The organism is Peribacillus sp. NPDC101480, assembly GCF_050277335.1.
Classification (GTDB): Bacteria; Bacillota; Bacilli; order Bacillales; family DSM-1321; genus Peribacillus.
Genome location: NZ_JBNNSB010000008.1, coordinates 113,678 through 131,935, shown reverse-complemented (window position 1 = coordinate 131,935; position 18,258 = coordinate 113,678). Strand labels below are relative to the sequence as shown.

Annotated in this window: 12 protein-coding genes and 1 other annotated feature; of the genes, 9 read left to right on the top strand and 3 right to left on the bottom strand. The window is 43.2% G+C overall.

Going from position 1 to position 18,258, the window contains the following annotated elements:
* Positions 1-145 precede the first annotated feature (145 nt).
* The 7 genes from ACQKMF_RS23015 (at position 146) to ACQKMF_RS22985 (ending at position 9,206) form a co-directional block, all read left to right on the top strand.
* Positions 146-652: an SMI1/KNR4 family protein gene (locus tag ACQKMF_RS23015; protein ID WP_063234889.1), complete on the top strand. Its 507-nt coding sequence runs from the start codon at positions 146-148 to the stop codon at positions 650-652.
* Positions 653-747: 95 nt separating this feature from the next.
* Entirely contained in the window at positions 748-1,011 is a 264-nt protein-coding gene (locus tag ACQKMF_RS23010; protein ID WP_101225556.1) for a DUF2524 family protein, read from the top strand.
* 153 nt (positions 1,012-1,164) lie between these two features.
* Positions 1,165-1,395: a binding site (T-box leader), on the top strand.
* Between the two features lie 53 nt (positions 1,396-1,448).
* Positions 1,449-3,863: a leucine--tRNA ligase gene (gene leuS, locus ACQKMF_RS23005; RefSeq protein WP_427575134.1), complete on the top strand. Its 2,415-nt coding sequence runs from the start codon at positions 1,449-1,451 to the stop codon at positions 3,861-3,863.
* A gap of 333 nt (positions 3,864-4,196) precedes the next feature.
* Positions 4,197-7,364 (top strand): Ig-like domain-containing protein, encoded by a 3,168-nt coding sequence (locus ACQKMF_RS23000; protein WP_427575132.1) that lies wholly within the window; start codon positions 4,197-4,199, stop codon positions 7,362-7,364.
* Between the two features lie 258 nt (positions 7,365-7,622).
* The gene (locus ACQKMF_RS22995) at positions 7,623-8,114 is read left to right on the top strand and encodes a DUF2712 domain-containing protein (RefSeq protein WP_427575130.1); all 492 of its coding nucleotides are present in this window, start codon (positions 7,623-7,625) and stop codon (positions 8,112-8,114) included.
* A gap of 70 nt (positions 8,115-8,184) precedes the next feature.
* A complete protein-coding gene (locus ACQKMF_RS22990; protein WP_402945017.1) occupies positions 8,185-8,574 on the top strand; it encodes a DUF2705 family protein in 390 nt (129 codons plus the stop codon).
* The gene (locus ACQKMF_RS22985; protein WP_427575128.1) at positions 8,535-9,206 is read left to right on the top strand and encodes a hypothetical protein; all 672 of its coding nucleotides are present in this window, start codon (positions 8,535-8,537) and stop codon (positions 9,204-9,206) included. Before ACQKMF_RS22990 ends, ACQKMF_RS22985 begins: the two co-directional genes overlap by 40 nt.
* Positions 9,207-9,752: 546 nt before the next feature.
* Here the strand turns inward: ACQKMF_RS22985 and ACQKMF_RS22980 are convergent.
* From ACQKMF_RS22980 to ACQKMF_RS22970, 3 genes are all read right to left on the bottom strand, one after another.
* Positions 9,753-10,352 (bottom strand): hypothetical protein, encoded by a 600-nt coding sequence (locus ACQKMF_RS22980; protein WP_427575127.1) that lies wholly within the window; start codon positions 10,350-10,352, stop codon positions 9,753-9,755.
* Between the two features lie 128 nt (positions 10,353-10,480).
* Positions 10,481-10,975, bottom strand: coding sequence for a spore coat protein (locus ACQKMF_RS22975; RefSeq protein ID WP_427575125.1), 495 nt, complete (start codon positions 10,973-10,975; stop codon positions 10,481-10,483).
* 134 nt (positions 10,976-11,109) lie between these two features.
* Positions 11,110-12,012, bottom strand: coding sequence for a LysR family transcriptional regulator (locus ACQKMF_RS22970; protein WP_076370054.1), 903 nt, complete (start codon positions 12,010-12,012; stop codon positions 11,110-11,112).
* 133 nt (positions 12,013-12,145) lie between these two features.
* Here ACQKMF_RS22970 and gltB point away from each other — a divergent pair, with 133 nt between their 5' ends.
* Together gltB and ACQKMF_RS22960 are read left to right on the top strand one after the other, a co-directional pair.
* Entirely contained in the window at positions 12,146-16,696 is a 4,551-nt protein-coding gene (gene gltB / locus ACQKMF_RS22965; RefSeq protein WP_427575122.1) for a glutamate synthase large subunit, read from the top strand.
* 16 nt (positions 16,697-16,712) lie between these two features.
* Positions 16,713-18,194, top strand: a complete 1,482-nt coding sequence (locus ACQKMF_RS22960; RefSeq protein ID WP_101225546.1) for a glutamate synthase subunit beta — start codon at positions 16,713-16,715, stop codon at positions 18,192-18,194.
* Positions 18,195-18,258 lie beyond the last annotated feature (64 nt).

Sequence of the window (18,258 nt, the reverse complement as noted above, 5' to 3'; positions counted from 1 at the left end):
AAATCGCAACATATATTATACTACATTCTCGCAGCTAGGTCTTTTTTTGAAAAATAAGCGTATACTGTATACTTGAGGGCTAAACATTTTGCTGCTATTTCGAGTATATCTTTGAATGACTATATCCAATCGGGAGCTGATGGACATGACCGGTCAAGTTGAAGAAGCGATTAATCAAATGAAAAAGAAATTAGCCGAAAATAATCAGGTGATCGAAGTAAATGAAGATGGATTCATATACAAAGCCACTTGCACCTTCAATTCACCTGCTTCGGATGAACAAATTCATTCCTTTGAAAAGAAAACCGGACTGCTTCTGCCCGAGGATTATAAGGAGTTTTTAAAAATAACCAATGGATGCCGTCTGTTCGATAATGTGGAATCGGGCGGGGAAAATGATTTATACAGCCTGGATGATATTATTAATTACACATATGAAAATTCCTATGAGGGATGCTATAAAGTGGCCTGCATTTATCAAGATAATATCGTCATTGATGGGGAAGCCGTCGCTAAAGGCGATAAGGAGTATTTAATGGTAAAAGGCCATATCGATGATTTTGAAGAAGGCGAGAAACTCCACATGGGTTTTGCCGAATGGATCGAGCAATTCATTTCCCATCAAGGTGAGAAGTTTTGGGATAAAGGTTGATTGCTCAAAAAAAATGATAATCCACCCGTTATTTGCTCAAACTAGACAAGATGATTCCGAATCATCCAAATGAGACGCGAAGGAGAGGGTTTGAAATGGCAACCAGACAATCCGTCGATCATTTTTTAGAGCAATGTGAAGGTGCTCTCCATTTTGCAGAGTTTGAATTTAACGAGGCTTCACGGCAGGAGCATTACGATGATGAACAATTTCAAAATTCGCAAAGGTATATCGAAGAGGCTTTGACGGACATGGAACGATTGTATGCCAGTTCGAATGACCAGCAACGAGAAATGCTTTCGCGGATGAAGCAGCAGTTAAATCAATTGAGGAATGAAATGACTTTACTGCGACATTAAATGGAAGCAAGGGAGCTATGAATGAATAGCTCCCTTTTTTGCACGAATTTTCCTGAATTCGCATATATAATAAAAAACCTGTCGATAATGTTTATGTACGGCTATTGCAATTATCGGTGAAATTGACTAGAATGAAATAAAATCAATATTCTCATAAAGACTATGATGAGGAATAGTAGCGGTTTAAACCAGTAAAGAGAGTTGACGGGTGGTGCAAGTCAACCTGGGACGGTCGCGAACTCGCCTTGGAGTCCCGGGTGTGAATTAATAAGTAATGCCTGGCGTTTTAATCCATGTTACGGATGTTTTAAGCTGGGCGGATTTTAGCTATCGCCAATGTGGGTGGTACCGCGGGAAGATATACATAATCCTCTCGTCCCTATTTTGGGATGAGGGGTTTTTTATTGTTTTTTATACGGAAATTAGGAGGAAATCATATGAGTTTTGACCATAGAAGCATAGAAACGAAATGGCAAAAGTATTGGGAAGGCAATAAGACATTCAAAACGGGTGAAGAAAGCGGCAAACGCAAATTCTACGCGCTGGATATGTTCCCATATCCTTCAGGGGCAGGTCTTCATGTGGGGCACCCGGAAGGTTATACGGCAAGCGATATCCTGGCACGGATGAAACGGGCGCAGGGGTATAATGTATTGCATCCGATCGGCTGGGACGCTTTTGGACTTCCGGCAGAGCAATATGCGATCGATACGGGAAATGATCCAGCCGAATTCACGGAGCACAACATCAACACGTTCCGCCGCCAAATCAAAGCCCTAGGTTTTTCTTATGACTGGGATCGTGAAATAAACACGACAGATCCCGACTATTACAAATGGACGCAATGGATTTTCTTGAAATTATATGAAAAGGGCCTTGCATATATTGATGAAGTTGCAGTTAACTGGTGTCCGGCACTTGGCACGGTATTGGCTAATGAAGAAGTCATCGATGGGAAAAGTGAGCGTGGGGGCCATCCGGTTGAGCGTCGCCCGATGAAACAGTGGATGCTTCGTATCACTGCGTATGCAGACCGCTTGATTGACGATCTGAACGATGTGGATTGGCCGGAAAACATCAAGGATATGCAGCGTAACTGGATTGGCCGTTCCGAGGGAGCGGAGGTTACTTTCAATATTGATGGCTTTGATGATACATTCACGGTGTTCACGACTCGTCCGGATACGTTATTTGGTGCAACATATGCCGTATTGGCACCTGAACATCCGTTTGTCGATAAAATTACCACGGCTGACCAAAGGGCAGCAGTTGAAGCTTACTTAGATGAAGTGAAACATAAAAGCGACTTAGAAAGAACAGACTTGGCCAAGGATAAATCAGGCGTGTTCACGGGGGCTTATGCCATTAACCCGGTAAACGGCGAAAAAATGCCGATCTGGATAGCCGATTACGTGTTGATCAGCTATGGAACGGGTGCGATCATGGCGGTTCCTGCCCATGATGAGCGTGATTATGAATTTGCAGTCAAGTTCGACTTGCCGATCAAGGAAGTCGTAGCTGGCGGAGATGTGACAAGTGAAGCATATACAGGCGATGGACTTCATGTGAATTCGGAATTCCTTGATGGATTGAATAAAGAAGAAGGCATTTCGACGATGATCAAATGGCTGGAAGAAAAAGAAATCGGTACGAAGAAAATAACATACCGTCTTCGCGACTGGTTATTCAGCCGTCAGCGTTACTGGGGTGAACCAATTCCGATCATCCATTGGGAAGACGGCACGATGTCTGCAGTGAAGGAAGAAGATCTTCCATTGATTTTACCGAAAGCTACGGACATCAAGCCTTCAGGTACAGGCGAATCACCACTTGCAAACATATCGGAATGGGTGAATGTAACGGATGAAAATGGACGAAAAGGGCGCCGTGAGACAAACACGATGCCACAGTGGGCAGGCAGCAGCTGGTACTTCCTTCGTTATATCGATCCGGACAACAAGGAAGCACTTGCAGATCCTGAAAAATTAAAAGAATGGATGCAGGTCGACATTTATATTGGCGGCGCTGAGCATGCGGTGCTTCACTTGCTTTACGCTCGTTTCTGGCATAAATTCCTGTACGATATCGGTGTCGTGCCAACGAAGGAGCCATTCCAAAACCTATTTAACCAAGGAATGATCCTTGGCGAGAATAATGAAAAAATGAGTAAATCAAAAGGGAATGTCGTGAACCCGGATGATATCGTTGAAAGCCATGGTGCCGATACACTTCGCATGTACGAAATGTTCATGGGGCCATTGGATGCTTCGATTGCCTGGTCCACAAACGGATTGGACGGTTCCCGCCGATTCCTTGACCGTATCTGGCGTTTATTAGTCAACGATGACGGTACGATCACAGATAAGATGACCGAAACGGATGACACGGGCAAGCTTGAAAAAGTCTATCATCAAACGGTTAAAAAAGTGACCGAGAACTATGAGGAATTGAAATTCAATACGGCGATATCACAATTGATGGTATTCATTAATGATGCTTATAAAGCGGATTCGCTTCCTAAAGTATATATCGAAGGCTTCGTAAAGCTGCTTGCACCAGTTGCACCTCACATTGCCGAGGAGCTTTGGTCTAAACTGGGCCATTCCGAGAGCATCACGTACGGTACATGGCCGGCGTTCGATGAAGCTAAGTTAGTGGATAACGAAGTCGAAATCGTCATCCAAATCAACGGAAAAGTTAAAGCGAAATTAATGGTGCCGACTGACACTACGAGAGAAAAACTGGAAGAAATCGCGATGGGTGATGATTCCATCAAAGAACAAATCGATGGGAAAACCATTCGTAAAGTGATTGCCGTACCAGGCAAATTAGTCAATATCGTCGCAAACTAAATAAAAATGATTGGAAGCTGTCCCGCATATTTTTCTGCTGGGACAGCTTTTTTTCGTGGCATTGGCTGACCATAGGAATTAGGTCATGTTAGGATACTCACCGATTTAAATCTATTAGCGATCAATCTACCAATTAGGCTACTATCGTCATGAGAGGAACATCGGAACGTAAATATCTTGCTTAATTGGTTCATGCGAATCATTTTTCAGCTCTATGGCCAAATAAATTAAGCATTTGACATAAAAAAGGGAAAAAATTGGTTGATAAAATTTTACAGTGTGATAGTTTGGTATAGTACTGTTATTTTTTAACCAATTATTGGAGGGAAAACCGTGAAATTTAAGAATGTGAGTCGAATTACGGCGTGTGCACTTATTTTTGCACTGATTTTCAGCTTGATGGTTCCGCTGAATTCTCAAGCAGCAGCTGCAACACCCATTGAAAATGTAAAAGCGATTAAAAATGGGGACACTCTGGACGGAAAGTTTGAAAAACCGGATGTTCAATGGTACCAAATCAGTCCCACAACAGAAGAAGTACAAAAGTTCTCCCATATTGAGTTCGAAGTCAATTCGGACAAAATCTTGAATATCTCCGTATATCAAGATAAAGGAAAAGCAGAAAAAGATGAGAGCAATTATATTGTCTCTTCTTATCCTGATGAAAAAGCTGTAGTCGATTTCCCATATGCTTGGGAAGGCACATATTATGTTAAAGTTGAATATTTCGGCGATACGGATGATGAGGGAAATCCCATTCCGGATAAGGAAAATGTAGCTGAATACTCCATCAATGCGCATTCAGTGACATTGCCGCCATCTGCCGGGGACGAAGGAGAGGAGCTAGAATCTTGCCCGGTTGAAGTGAGTGTAAATGATAAGAAAACTGGAGAATCCATGTTGAAAACACTCCGCGTGTTTAGAGATGAAGTTCTCACGAAGTCGTCTGAGGGACGTACCCTTTCCTCTTTATACTATAAAGCTTCGCCATTCCTGGCCCTTCATCTGGCTGGTAATAAAACGGCAAGGGAAGCCGTTTATAATCACTTAGTCGAGATTAAGCCCCTTATCGAGGATCTTAATGAAAATGGAGCAAGCAGTACTGCAGTCATTAGCAACAAGCAGCAAGAGGCGATTAAGGCCTTATTCAATAAATCGGCAGACGTCGCTCCGGCGGGATTGAAAAAGGATATGGACGCCATTGCAAAGAAAATCAATCTTGATAAACTTGCAGGTGAGAGAATCGTCGATATCGCAAGCAAAGCGGGAATCGAACTTCCTGCTTCGAAAAATGTAAAGAATAAATATATCGTCAAACTTAAACCTGGGAAGTCATTAAGCGCTGTCCAATCCAAGATAAGCGGAAAAGGATATGGAACATTATCGGCGCCTAAGCAACAAGAGGTTCTGTATGATGATATGTATGTTGTAGAGTTAAAGAACCAAGCTAAAATGAGCACAGCAGCTCTATCCGGTATCGAAAAACTTCCAGAAGTGGAATATATCGAAGCGGTAAAAACGTACAAAGCACTTTCTGCCGACATTCAATCTCCGTATCAATGGTCTTTAGATAACGCCGGCGGGGAAGAAGGCATTAAGGGAGCGGACATTGATAACGAAAAACTGCAGAACCTTATTAAGAAACGTAATTTAAAAGATACGTTGGTAGCGGTTATCGACACAGGTGTCGATGATTCACTGGCGGATCTACAGAGTGTCGTTGAAATGGAGTCCGGTAAGAATTTCATCGATAAGAAAGAAAAAGCAATCGATGACAATGGTCATGGTACACATGTATCCGGAATCATCGCTGCCAAAGCAGATAACGGTTATTCTATGCAAGGAATCAATCAAGTAGCTAAAATCATGCCTGTGAAGGTCTTGGACTCTTCAGGTTATGGAGACAATGAGAAAATTGCTCTAGGCATTAAATATGCCGTGGATCATGGTGCAAAGGTCATAAACCTTAGCTTGGGCGGAGAATATAGCAGGACGATTGAATATGCCTTGAAACATGCGGCTGCCAAGAATGTAATGGTTGTCGTAGCAAGCGGTAATGATGGTATGGAAGGTCTTTCTTATCCTGCATCATCAAAATATGCCATATCAGTCGGTGCAACCAATGCCCTTGATTTAGTTTCCGATTATTCCAATTATGGATCGAAGTTGGACATGGTCGCTCCGGGAACAGCCATTCCGAGCCTTGTGCCTAACGGGAATGTTACTTACATGGATGGTACATCAATGGCAGCTCCCCATGTTGCGGCAGCCACGGCCTTATTATTATCCGGAAACCCTGGGTTGAAAGTGAATGAAGTAAGGGAAATCCTTCATGAGACATCGGAATATGTCGCTTTTGAAGAAGAAGATAATGTAGACCCTTATGAGGACTATGAACCAGAAGATGGAGAAATCATCATACCGGAAGAAGAACTTCCTGTCGGGAAAGATTTAGTCTCCGGATATGGAAGGCTGAATGCTTACAGTGCTCTTAGTGCAGTGGATTTACAAGCTAAAGTCAATCTTGTGATGGATACGCAAACAAAACTGACTGGTTCAGCTAAAAAAGGTTCAATAATCGAAGTGAAAAGCGGAAGCAAAACGCTCGGTAAAGGAACGGCGTCATCCAACGGAACGTTCAGCGTTACGATTCCGGTTCAAAAAGCTGCGCAGCAACTTACTGTGAATATCTCTGACTCTTCAAAACTAGCAGTATCATCAATCAAAGTATTCGTGAATAAGGGTGCAACCCCTAACAAGCCAACTGTTAAAGCTTTAAGTGACAAAGATACGTATGTAACGGGTCAATCGCAAGCGGACATGAAAATCTCGATCAAAAATAGTGCCAAAAAAGTGATTGGTTCAGGTAACACGGACAGCAAAGGGAATTTCAAAGTGAAAATCAGCAAGCAAAAGGCCGGCACTAAACTTTCAGTCACAGCTACAGACTTAGCGAAACGTGAAAGCAAGGCGGCAACCGTGACGGTTCTCGATAAAACCGCCCCGGATGCACCGAAAGTGAATGAAGTAAGCGATAAAGCTACTTCAGTAACTGGTAAAGCGGAAATCGGTTCAACCGTAACAGTAAAGCACAGCAATAAAAACATCGGAACGGCAAAAGCTGATAGTAAGGGGAACTTCTCCGTCAAGATCAGCAAGAAAAAAGCAGGCTCCGCATTATATGTCTCAGCAAAAGACAAAGCGGGCAATGCAGGAAAAGCAGCAAAAGTAACGGTTAAAGATAAAACCGCTCCAGGTACACCGAAAGTGAATGAAGTAAACGATAAAGCAACAAAAGTAACTGGTAAAGCGGAAATCGGTTCAACCGTTACCGTGAAGTACAGCAATAAAAACATCGGAACGGCAAAAGCTGATAGTAAGGGGAACTTCTCCATCAAAATCAGCAAGAAAAAAGCAGGCTCCGCATTATATGTCTCAGCAAAAGACAAAGCGGGCAATACAGGAAAAGCAGCAAAAGTAACCGTAAAGAAAGCTAAATAGCAACAGGGGAAGGCCGTTTAACTACATGTTAAACGGCCTTTTTTTGTGTGAAAACGAATCAAAATACTGCTCCTCATCGGCGGTGTTTTTGCTATGAGCGTGCCTTTTTCCGGGCCGTGATGCTAGAAAATTATTTATCATTGCATTTTCATTTCATGATGTCAGATGTGGCATGTCCCATTTTAATTATGAAACTTCACATACTTGCCATTCATATATCATTAATCTGTTCAAAAATAAATTTCAGGAGAAAATATGATGAAAAGAAGAAAGGAAAGAGTAATAGCATTAGGTACTATTTTAGCTTGCTCAATCGGGTTAGGAACGCTTTCAGTTGAAGCTGGGAATGAGAATTCGGTATATTCCTTTAAGATTAAGAAAGAGCAAGGCAACGAATATACACATACAAAGTATCGCCAAACGACTACAGAACGGAATACATGGAAGGTGAGAATGTATCATTCACAAGAAGGTACGAATACTTATACGACATATTGGGTGGAAAGAAGCGATGGCACGAACGTATCTCCTGCAGTGAAAGTTACAGCAGGTAGCAGCGGTGAAAAAAGTGGGCGCAACCATTATGTTAAAGGCAATGCAGGTGCCAATGCCGCTAATGTTAGGTTAACGGCTGAGAATAATAATTATAGCTCTAGTACCTATACTGTAGAGGGATATTGGGATGAAGAGACAGGGAGAATACTACCTGGACAATATAAGACTTATTACACCACTGAATATAATAAATAAAAAATGATGAATATGGTGAAGCCACCTTGGATGATTGTTGATTCAAGGTGGCCTTATAAAGGGAGACAAAATGAATAGTTATTATTATCGATTAACAAATAATAAAAAAGCAAAGTTCATCGTGTTATGTATTGTGGCGATTGTCATTATTGATATTTTTATTTTGATCGGCAATGTTTTAGAGTCATGGATCATGCCCCATCTAGCCACTTTTTTAGCGGCAAGTTCATTAGGTCATATGATGCAAATACTACTAATCTGGTTTTTGCCCATTTTTCTATTGATCATGTGCGCCGACAGCTATATTCAAGACTATAAAACAGGCTACCGATATATCGTAGCGACCAAAAAAGGGCGATACTCTTATTATAAAACGATGTTATTGGGAAATATGTCATTTTCCTTTTTAGTGGTGGTTGGTTGCTTGCTATTAAACATGATTATTGCATATTTTGTCTAAATAAAAGCATAGCCGCGTTAACTTTACTCGTATTGATAAGCGGATTCCTTATCTATAAAGTGTACATTGTTCCATCAGCGATGAGTGCCGCTAATAGAAATACGGAAAATAATGCTGCTTCCTATAAGGTGTTGGAATCACAAAACATCATTGTCGGGGGAGATATCGATCAGGGTTATTATGATATTAAAGCTCTCGATAGTGAAGCTGTAGTTGCTGGCAATAAAATGCACAAAAATGCTGTACTGCATGCAGAGCCTTCATATATGAATGAAAATTTCTCGATTAAAGGGAAGATTGAATTCAAGCCTTCTGAATTTGAAAAAGTCGTGAAAAAAAATCAAAAAATCATCATGAAAGATCCTGGTCATTATGTGGTCGGTACAGAGATCCCAGCGGGGAATTATGTACTATTAAGAACAAGCGATAAAATTGGAGTGTTTGTCGATATAAAAGATGAAACGGAAACCGAAAGCTTGCAAACGATTCAATGGGATATCGACGAAAAAGTGAAAAAGCCAATCGTGATCGAACTGAAAAAGGGCTATAACGTATATATCGATAAAACGGGAAAAGATGGTTATATATCGAATGAAGGTGATCTAATATTGGTGAGAAATAATGAGGACTGAGTAATTTAAGGGGATTTAATACCAGCTTAATTGAGTGATAAGTTTTCTTAGATTCAAATTCCATGATCGCTTCTTAAAATATTAATATTTATTGCCTACCGAAATGATAAGGAATCAAGCTCAAAAGCGGATTCCTTATTTCAAATGTATATACCTAGGGCGGGATTTTCGAGGGTCATTATATCCGCCGGTTATTTGATGTCCGAGAGAGCTCGCGATGACTACTGCTGCAAAGAGGAGGATGATTTTCTTCAAATTAATGATCTTCTTTCCGTTTTATTATTTTTAAAGATTACACCCAAATACCTCTTCCTTCAACCCGTTTTTAAAATGTAGAAAAATTTACATCCATCCTATAACTTGGACTTACTCATCTTTCAAATGAGTAAAATCAGTCATCCAATGGTTTTTTCATCATCAACCATTAGATGACAACCCTTTTTGATTCTTCAAACGCCTCATTTATTTTCTCGAAGTCATAGAGTTTAACGATCCACTTTTGCAATAGTATCGTGCTAAAACAAACTTGCCCCTGCATTTGTCAGCTCATTTAGTGAATTCACTTCTCAGGAGGTAGACAACATCGTATTCCTTCAACTCGTCCATATGTCCTTCCATATCACCATAAAAATCAGTGGAAAGTGAACGTATGCCTTCATTTCCGCTTGAGTAACATATACTCGCCAATGCAAGCTTGTTTATGCTGTTTATTTTGAGTTTGCCAGCACTGCCCCATACGCTGGAATCCATTTCATCAATGGTTTCAGGATAAGTAACCGTATCCGTACCATCATCGTTTTGGATGCTGACGCTGAACATCGATCGTCTTTGATCATCATCCGTTTTCGATGTCGTAAAGATGATTGTCCCATTCTTTTCAATCCCCGTTGTCATGCGTCCTATTTCAGGTTCGACAAGTTTGCCAAATTCATATTTTTCGACCCAGACGGACATCTCCTTGTATGTATCATCCACACTGAAATTGATAAGAAAGGAATGTTCACTTGAATTCTCCAGGATGGCTTTCTCCCTTGCTGTCAGCTCAGGAACTGAAAGGATATTCTCGGATTTTGGCTCACCGGCCTTACAGGCAACTAAAGAAAATGAGAGCAGGGAAAGGATAATGGATAAAATGATTTTTTTCATGATTTTCACCCCTTGAATACTAATGACCTAATCAAATCCAATTCTTATATATTATAACATTATATTGAAAAACGGAATCTGAACGCGGGAAAAAGGCAAGCGATCGGTATGCTTGCCTATTTTCGCATTTAGAAAGGTTGGGAAAGAGCCTTATTGGCAACATCGACGTCATTTTGAAGCAATTGGTTCAAATCGTAAGCAGGATAGAGGTTTCTTTCATAAAGGTAGTTGAATATCTTGGCATGGGTATCGATGGCTCCATTTAAATGTTTCTTAAATACCTTTCGAAGGGAAGGGGTGGCTGTTTCCGTAATCGCCATTGCGTAATTTTTGATAGATGATTTGGCAAAGCCCAGCAATTCCCCGGCAGCGGCGGCCGATGCGTCATCCCTTGATACATCGTCATCCCTGTCCGTTTTAGGCGTCAACGGGTAAAATTGCAGCAGATCCATGATGTTTTGGGTAAGGGTATCGATTGTTTGCTTATAAATCGTTTTTAGAATTGGGTCTTTTATTTTTGGGTAAGCTTTTTTAAATTTCATAAGGGCATTGGACTGAGCGGCAACCAACTCATGAAGCTCGAGTGTTTCATGCCAAGCAAGATGTGGATAGGTGGGTTGCATTTAAATTCCTCCTGAACGAATAATCTTGATACATTATTCGTTCAGTGGGCTATAGGCAAGTTGTCTAGTTGAAATATTTATGGGAAGAACTGGTCCCATCTACGATTACCATTAACCGTTTAGAAGGCCATATTTTATTGATATTGCTCGAGAACAGAGAAGAACTTTTTGGCAAATTGGTAAAAAAGTTTTTCTGATGGAGCCAAGTCCCTGTTTTTAGGAGTGATGATGCCGACAGTCCGTTTGACTTCGGGTGTATCGATCGGGATCTTGACAGTCAGTCTTGGAATGACTTCATAAAAAGTACTGTCAGGGAGCAGACTGACTCCGATTCCGGCAGAAACGAGCCCTTTTATGGAATCCATGTCTTCACCTTCCGAGGCGATATTCGGTGCAAAACCGGCTGCTTTGCACGCCTCGAGTGCAATAGTGTGAAAGATGTATCCTTTGGGAAACAAGACGAAGGGATCATTTCTTAAATCACTTAGGCGCAGACTCTTTCTTTCAGCCAAAGGGTGAGTTATGGGAAGTAAAGCCGATATGTTTTCCGTGAACAGGATATGACCTTCAATATCTGGATCGTTTGTCGGAATCGGCCCAAGAAAGGCTAATCCGATTTCGCGATTTTTGACAGCTTCCTTTAAAGAGGAATAAGATCCCTGTCTTAAGTGGAAGCCGATATTTGGCTGCTCATCTTTAAAGGCGGAAATGACGGTAGGCAGTAAATGGGTGGAAAGGCTGGTCGGGAACCCGATTTTAATGCTTCCGTGTTCAGGGTCCAAAAACTCCTCAATTTGATATTTAGCATATTCAATCGCCTGTATCGCCGTTTTGGCATGGATTAAGAAAATTTTACCAATTGGAGTCAATTGGATATTCCGGCCGATTTTCTCGAATAACAGAACGCCAAGTTCATCTTCCAATCTGGATATTTGCCGGCTGATTGCAGATTGTGCGATATGCAGGTGCTCTGCGGCTTCTGAGACGTGTTCTCTCTCGGCGACTTCAACAAAATAACGTAATTGTCGTAGTTCCATTTATTCATCCTCCTGCCATTCATCTCAAATTGAGATGGATTCTACTTGAATTATATATTGTTTATATCGATTTGAAAACCTAGAATAAATGTAAGTGACATAACGGTGTAAGAATACGATGGGGGCGATTAATATGACATACAATCAAATACCAAAAGCACAAGGGCTCTACCATCCTGAATTTGAACATGATGCATGTGGGATCGGTTTATATGCTCATTTAAAAGGGCTTGCTACACATGACATCGTCAAACAAGGACTGAATATGCTGTGCCAATTAGATCATCGCGGCGGACAAGGCAGCGATCCGCTTACAGGAGATGGCGCAGGATTAATGGTACAGATTCCTGATGAATATTTCAGGCTGGCATGCCCGGAAATGAATTTGCCGGCAAAAGGACGCTATGGTGTAGGCATGCTCTTTTTCTCTAACAATGATGATGAACGGAATGAAATCGAAGCTCGTTTGAATGCATTTATCGAACAAGAAGGCCAAACGTTATTAGGCTGGAGAACGGTTCCTGTTGATGCAACGAAAATCGGAGAGGTCGGCAAGGAGACATGTCCGACGATTCGCCAAGTATTCATCGGGGCAAGCGAAGGGATGACTGATGATTTAGCTTTTGAGCGTAAATTGTTCATTATCAGAAAACAAGCTGAAAACTGGGCTCGTGAACGCGGCAATCGTTTTTATTTTGCCAGCCTTTCAAGTGCTACGATCGTATACAAAGGATTGTTGACGCCTGAGCAGGTGGATGCTTTTTATCTTGACCTTCAACAGGAGTCCTTCGTTTCGGCTTTCGCTTTAGTGCATTCCCGCTTCAGCACGAATACATTTCCTAGTTGGGAACGGGCACATCCAAACCGTTACCTGATCCATAATGGCGAAATCAATACGCTTAGAGGTAATGTGAATTGGATGAAAGCTCGTGAGCAGCAGTTTGTTTCGGAAGCATTCGGGGATGACCTGCAAAAGGTGCTGCCTATTCTTGATATAGACGGCAGTGATTCCTCGATTCTTGATAATGCACTTGAATTCTTTGTGCTTGCCGGGCGTAAACCGGCACATGCGGCGATGATGCTGATCCCTGAACCGTGGACGGAAAATCCGCATATGACGAAGGAAAAGAAGGCATTTTACGAATATCATAGCATGCTCATGGAGCCATGGGATGGGCCGACGGCCATATCCTTTACGAATGGCAAGCAAATCGGTGCCATCCTGGATCGAAATGGTTTAAGGCCTGCAAGGTATTATGTGACAAAAGATGATTACATCATTTTCTCCTCTGAAGTCGGCGTGATCGATGTGGAGCCGGAGAATGTATTATATAAAGATCGTTTAAGCCCAGGCAGAATGCTTTTAATAGATTTAGAGGAAGGCCGTATTGTTTCCGATGAAGAGATCAAGTCGGAAATGGCTCAGGAAAATCCATACCAGCAATGGCTGGACGAACAACTTGTACAATTAAGTGACGAAGAACCTGTGCTCGAAGGGGAGCCATTGAGTGATTTGTTATTCAGGCAAAAAGCGTTTGGATACACGTATGAAGATGTCCAAAAATATTTACTGCCGGTCATTAACGAAGGCAAAGATCCACTGGGCAGCATGGGGAATGACATTCCGTTAGCGGTCTTATCAGATCGCCCGCAATCGCTATTCAACTATTTCAAGCAATCCTTTGCACAGGTAACCAACCCGCCAATCGATTCGCTTCGTGAACAGATCGTCACGTCAACGATGACATTCCTCGGTGCGGAAGGAGATTTGCTGAAACCGGATGAAACGAACAGCCGCCGCATTCAATTGGATTCACCTGTTTTGACGCCAGGTCAAATGCAGCAGTTGAAAGGAAACGCCTATCCTGAATTCAGGAGCAAAGTCATTCACACTATATTTTCAGAAGATTTAGAGAGTGAACTTGATCGCATCTGTCGTGAAGCGGAACAAGCAATCGCTGATGGAGTAAGCCTTTTGATTTTATCTGACAAGGATATGAGCAAGGAAAAGGCTGCGATACCTTCCCTGCTGGCTGCGAGCGCCCTTCATCAGGAGCTGATCCGTCATGGGAACCGTACAAAAGTGAGCATTATCGTTGAATCCGGGGAAGCGAGGGAAGTCCATCATTATGCGTCCCTGATCGGGTATGGAGTGGATGCGATTTACCCGTACCTTGCTTATGAAACATATAAGCAGGCCGTATTGGAAGGCAGTTTGGCCATCAGCTACGAAGAAACGGTGAGGAAATATGTACGCTCGTTGACGGAAGGCATCGTAAAAGTAATGTCGAAAATGGGGATTTCAACGATTCAAAGTTATCGCGGAGCGCAAATTTTCGAAGCGGTCGGAATCGGTGCTGATGTGATTGAACGCTATTTCAGCGGTACGGCATCGCAGCTTAGTGGGATCGATTTGGAAACGATCGCAGATGAAGCGTTGATTCGTCATAGAAAAGCTGCAGCTGATTCCCTTGACCAAACACTTGAAAGCGGAAGTGATTTTCAATGGAGAAAAACAGGGGAACATCATGCATTCAATCCGAAAACGATCCATACACTGCAATGGGCCTGCCGGAAAGGCGATTATAATTTATTTAAGCAATATTCAAACTTGGCAAATGAAGAGAGACTCGGTTTTTTACGGAATTTATTCTCGTTCGACCAAAAACGCCAAAGCATTTCTATAGATGAAGTTGAATCCGTGGAATCCATCGTCAGCCGATTCAAAACGGGCGCGATGTCATTCGGTTCATTGAGTCAGGAAGCACATGAAACATTAGCGATTGCGATGAACCGTTTAGGCGGAAAAAGCAATAGCGGTGAAGGCGGGGAGCACCCTAGCCGTTACCAACTGGATGAAAACGGCGATGACCGCCGCAGCGGAATTAAACAAATTGCGTCCGGTCGTTTTGGAGTGAAAAGCCATTACCTTGTTAATGCCGATGAACTTCAAATCAAAATGGCGCAAGGTGCAAAGCCGGGTGAAGGCGGCCAGCTGCCTGGAAACAAAGTATACCCTTGGGTCGCAGAGGTCCGTGGTTCCACACCGGGTGTCGGCCTTATTTCACCGCCTCCGCATCATGATATCTATTCGATTGAAGATCTGGCACAACTGATCCATGATTTGAAAAATGCGAACCGTGATGCCAGAATCAGCGTCAAGCTTGTGTCAAAAGCAGGAGTAGGCACGATTGCAGCCGGTGTGGCCAAAGGAGCCGCAGATGTCATCGTTATCAGCGGGTATGATGGCGGTACGGGCGCATCACCAAAAACGAGTATCAAACATACTGGTCTTCCTTGGGAGCTGGGCCTTGCCGAAGCACACCAAACATTGATGCTGAATGGCCTGCGAAGCCGTGTAGTCCTTGAAACGGATGGAAAATTAATGACGGGACGCGATGTGGTCATGGCAGCTATCCTTGGAGCGGAAGAATTCGGCTTCGCTACAGCACCGCTTGTGGTCCTTGGCTGTGTCATGATGCGTGCTTGCCATTTGGATACATGTCCTGTCGGGGTAGCTACTCAAAACCCTGAGCTTCGCAGCAAATTCACTGGAGATCCCGATCATGTCGTGAATTTCATGCGCTTCATCGCTGAGGAAGTCCGGGAAACGATGGCTGAGCTTGGTTTTAGAACATTGGAAGAAATGGTCGGCCGCACTGATGTTTTACAAGTTAGCGAGCGGGCGCAAAACCATTGGAAAGCGAAGCATCTGGACTTGACGACACTACTTTTCCAACCGGAGGGGATACGTACTTATCAACTTCCTCAAAACCATAAAATAGAAGAATCCTTGGATATCCGTGAGATTTTACCTGTTGTGGAGCCTGCTTTAATTGATCAAACCCAAGTGGATGTCAGCTTCCCGATTACAAACGTGAACCGTGTGGTCGGAACGATTGTCGGCAGTGAAGTATCCAAACGCTATGGTGAGGAAGGGTTGCCTGAAGATACGATCACACTTCGTTTTACAGGATCGGCGGGCCAGAGCTTCGGTGCGTTCATTCCAAAAGGGATGTCGATGTATTTGACAGGTGATGTCAATGACTATGTTGGAAAAGGCTTATCTGGCGGAAAGATCATTGTCACGGCACCTTCTGGCAATCAGATCGAGGCCGGGGACAATGTAATTGCCGGAAATATCGCCTTATATGGTGCAACAAGCGGCGAGGCCTACATTAATGGCCGTGCAGGGGAACGATTTGCCGTACGGAACAGTGGAGTCAATGTCGTCGTTGAAGGAATTGGAGACCATGGCTGTGAGTATATGACAGGCGGACGCGTGGTCATCCTGGGTGACGTCGGCAAAAACTTTGCGGCAGGCATGTCAGGCGGCATCGCTTATGTACTTGCTGATGATGCAGAAGAATTCAAGGCATTATGCAATGGTGAAATGATAGAATTCGAGACGCTTGATAATATGGATGATGCCAACGAGGTAAAAGAAATGCTTTACAGCCACCTTCATTATACAGAAAGTGCCAAAGCATCGTATGTACTGGAAAACTGGGAGGATTTCGCTAAGAAATTCGTAAAAGTCATTCCGAAAGATTACAAACGGATGATCAAAAGCATCAATGAGCAGAAGCGTGCAGGGCTGACGGATGAAGAAGCGATCATGAGTGCATTTCAAGCAAATGCCGTTCAAGATAAAAAAATCACTAAACAAGCTGTGATGCAGTAAGGAAGGGGAGAGAAAGATGGGAAAAGCAACAGGATTTATGGATTATCCGCGAGAAAAACCAAAAGACCGGAATCCTCTCACTCGTTTAAACGACTGGAGAGAGTATACAGCTCCTTTCTCTGATGAAAAGTTAAGTACACAGGGAGCGCGGTGTATGGACTGCGCCACCCCTTTCTGCCATATGGGCATGGAATTGAACCGAGTCACAACGGGCTGTCCGATTCATAATCTGATTCCGGAGTGGAATGATTTGGTGTATCGCGGCAGATGGAAAGAAGCATTGGACCGTTTATCGAAAACGAATAATTTCCCTGAATTCACCGGGCGCGTCTGCCCGGCCCCTTGTGAAGGGTCTTGTACGGTAGCGATAAGCGATCCTGCCGTTACCATCAAGAACATTGAACGGACCATCATCGATAAAGGATTTGAAAATGGCTGGATCACGCCTCGCATCCCTGAAAGCAGGACCGGCAAGAAAATTGCCATCATCGGTTCAGGGCCGGCAGGATTGGCGAGTGCCGACCAGTTGAATCAAGCAGGTCATTCGGTCACGGTTTATGAGCGTTCAGACCGTGCAGGCGGGCTGTTGACATACGGCATCCCGAACATGAAGCTTGAAAAAGATGTCGTTGCACGCCGGATCAAATTATTGACCCAGGAAGGCATCGATTTCATTACCAATACAGAAGTAGGCAAAGATATAACAGCCGAAGAACTGCAAGATCAGTATGATGCAGTCATCCTTTGCACAGGTGCCCAAAAGCAGCGTGACCTGAAAATTGAAGGACGTGAAGCAACAGGCATTCACCTTGCAATGGATTACTTGACGACTTCGACTAAAAGCCTGCTGGACTCCAATTTTGAGGACGGCAAGTTTTTAGACACTAAGGGGAAGGACGTCATCGTCATCGGCGGCGGGGATACAGGGGCTGACTGTGTCGCGACTGCCCTTCGCCAGGAATGTAAGAGCGTCGTACAATTCGGGAAGCATCCAATCCTTCCGACGGCCCGTACATCTGATAATATGTGGCCAGCCTACCCGAATGTGTTTTCCCTTGATTATGCATATGAGGAAGCGGAAGCGAAATTCGGTGCAGATCCGCGTCAATATTCAATCCAAACAAAAAAAATCGTCGCCGATGAAAATGGCAACGTTAAAGAACTGCACACAATCTCAATGGAAAAAATCAAAGGCGATGACGGAATGTACATTTTCCGGGAAGTACCAGGAACTGAAAAAGTATGGCCTGCACAATTCGTTTTCATCGCAATCGGATTTGAAGGAACGGAAATGCCGCTATTAGCTCAATTTGGCGTAGAAACAGTGCATCAAAAAATTGATGCCATTTATGGAGATTACAGAACCAATGTCGAAGGAGTTTTCGCTGCCGGAGATGCAAGGAGAGGGCAAAGCCTCATCGTTTGGGCCATCAATGAAGGCCGTGAAGTAGCTCGAGAAGTGGACCGCTACTTGATGGGCGCATCGGTATTGCCTTAATTTCAAAAAAAGAAGTGCCATTATGGCGCTTCTTTTTTTGTGTGGTGGGAAAAATGTGCTCACG

Excerpts from the sequence above, each read along its gene's own strand:
- ACQKMF_RS22980 (WP_427575127.1), bottom strand. The coding sequence starts at position 10,352 with ATGAAAAAAATCATTTTATCCATTATCCTTTCCCTGCTCTCATTTTCT.
- ACQKMF_RS23010 (WP_101225556.1), top strand. The coding sequence starts at position 748 with ATGGCAACCAGACAATCCGTCGATCATTTTTTAGAGCAATGTGAAGGT.
- ACQKMF_RS22975 (WP_427575125.1), bottom strand. The coding sequence starts at position 10,975 with ATGCAACCCACCTATCCACATCTTGCTTGGCATGAAACACTCGAGCTT.
- gltB (WP_427575122.1), top strand. The coding sequence starts at position 12,146 with ATGACATACAATCAAATACCAAAAGCACAAGGGCTCTACCATCCTGAA.
- ACQKMF_RS22970 (WP_076370054.1), bottom strand. The coding sequence starts at position 12,012 with ATGGAACTACGACAATTACGTTATTTTGTTGAAGTCGCCGAGAGAGAA.
- ACQKMF_RS23015 (WP_063234889.1), top strand. The coding sequence starts at position 146 with ATGACCGGTCAAGTTGAAGAAGCGATTAATCAAATGAAAAAGAAATTA.
- ACQKMF_RS22995 (WP_427575130.1), top strand. The coding sequence starts at position 7,623 with ATGAAAAGAAGAAAGGAAAGAGTAATAGCATTAGGTACTATTTTAGCT.
- leuS (WP_427575134.1), top strand. The coding sequence starts at position 1,449 with ATGAGTTTTGACCATAGAAGCATAGAAACGAAATGGCAAAAGTATTGG.
- ACQKMF_RS22990 (WP_402945017.1), top strand. The coding sequence starts at position 8,185 with ATGAATAGTTATTATTATCGATTAACAAATAATAAAAAAGCAAAGTTC.
- ACQKMF_RS22960 (WP_101225546.1), top strand. The coding sequence starts at position 16,713 with ATGGGAAAAGCAACAGGATTTATGGATTATCCGCGAGAAAAACCAAAA.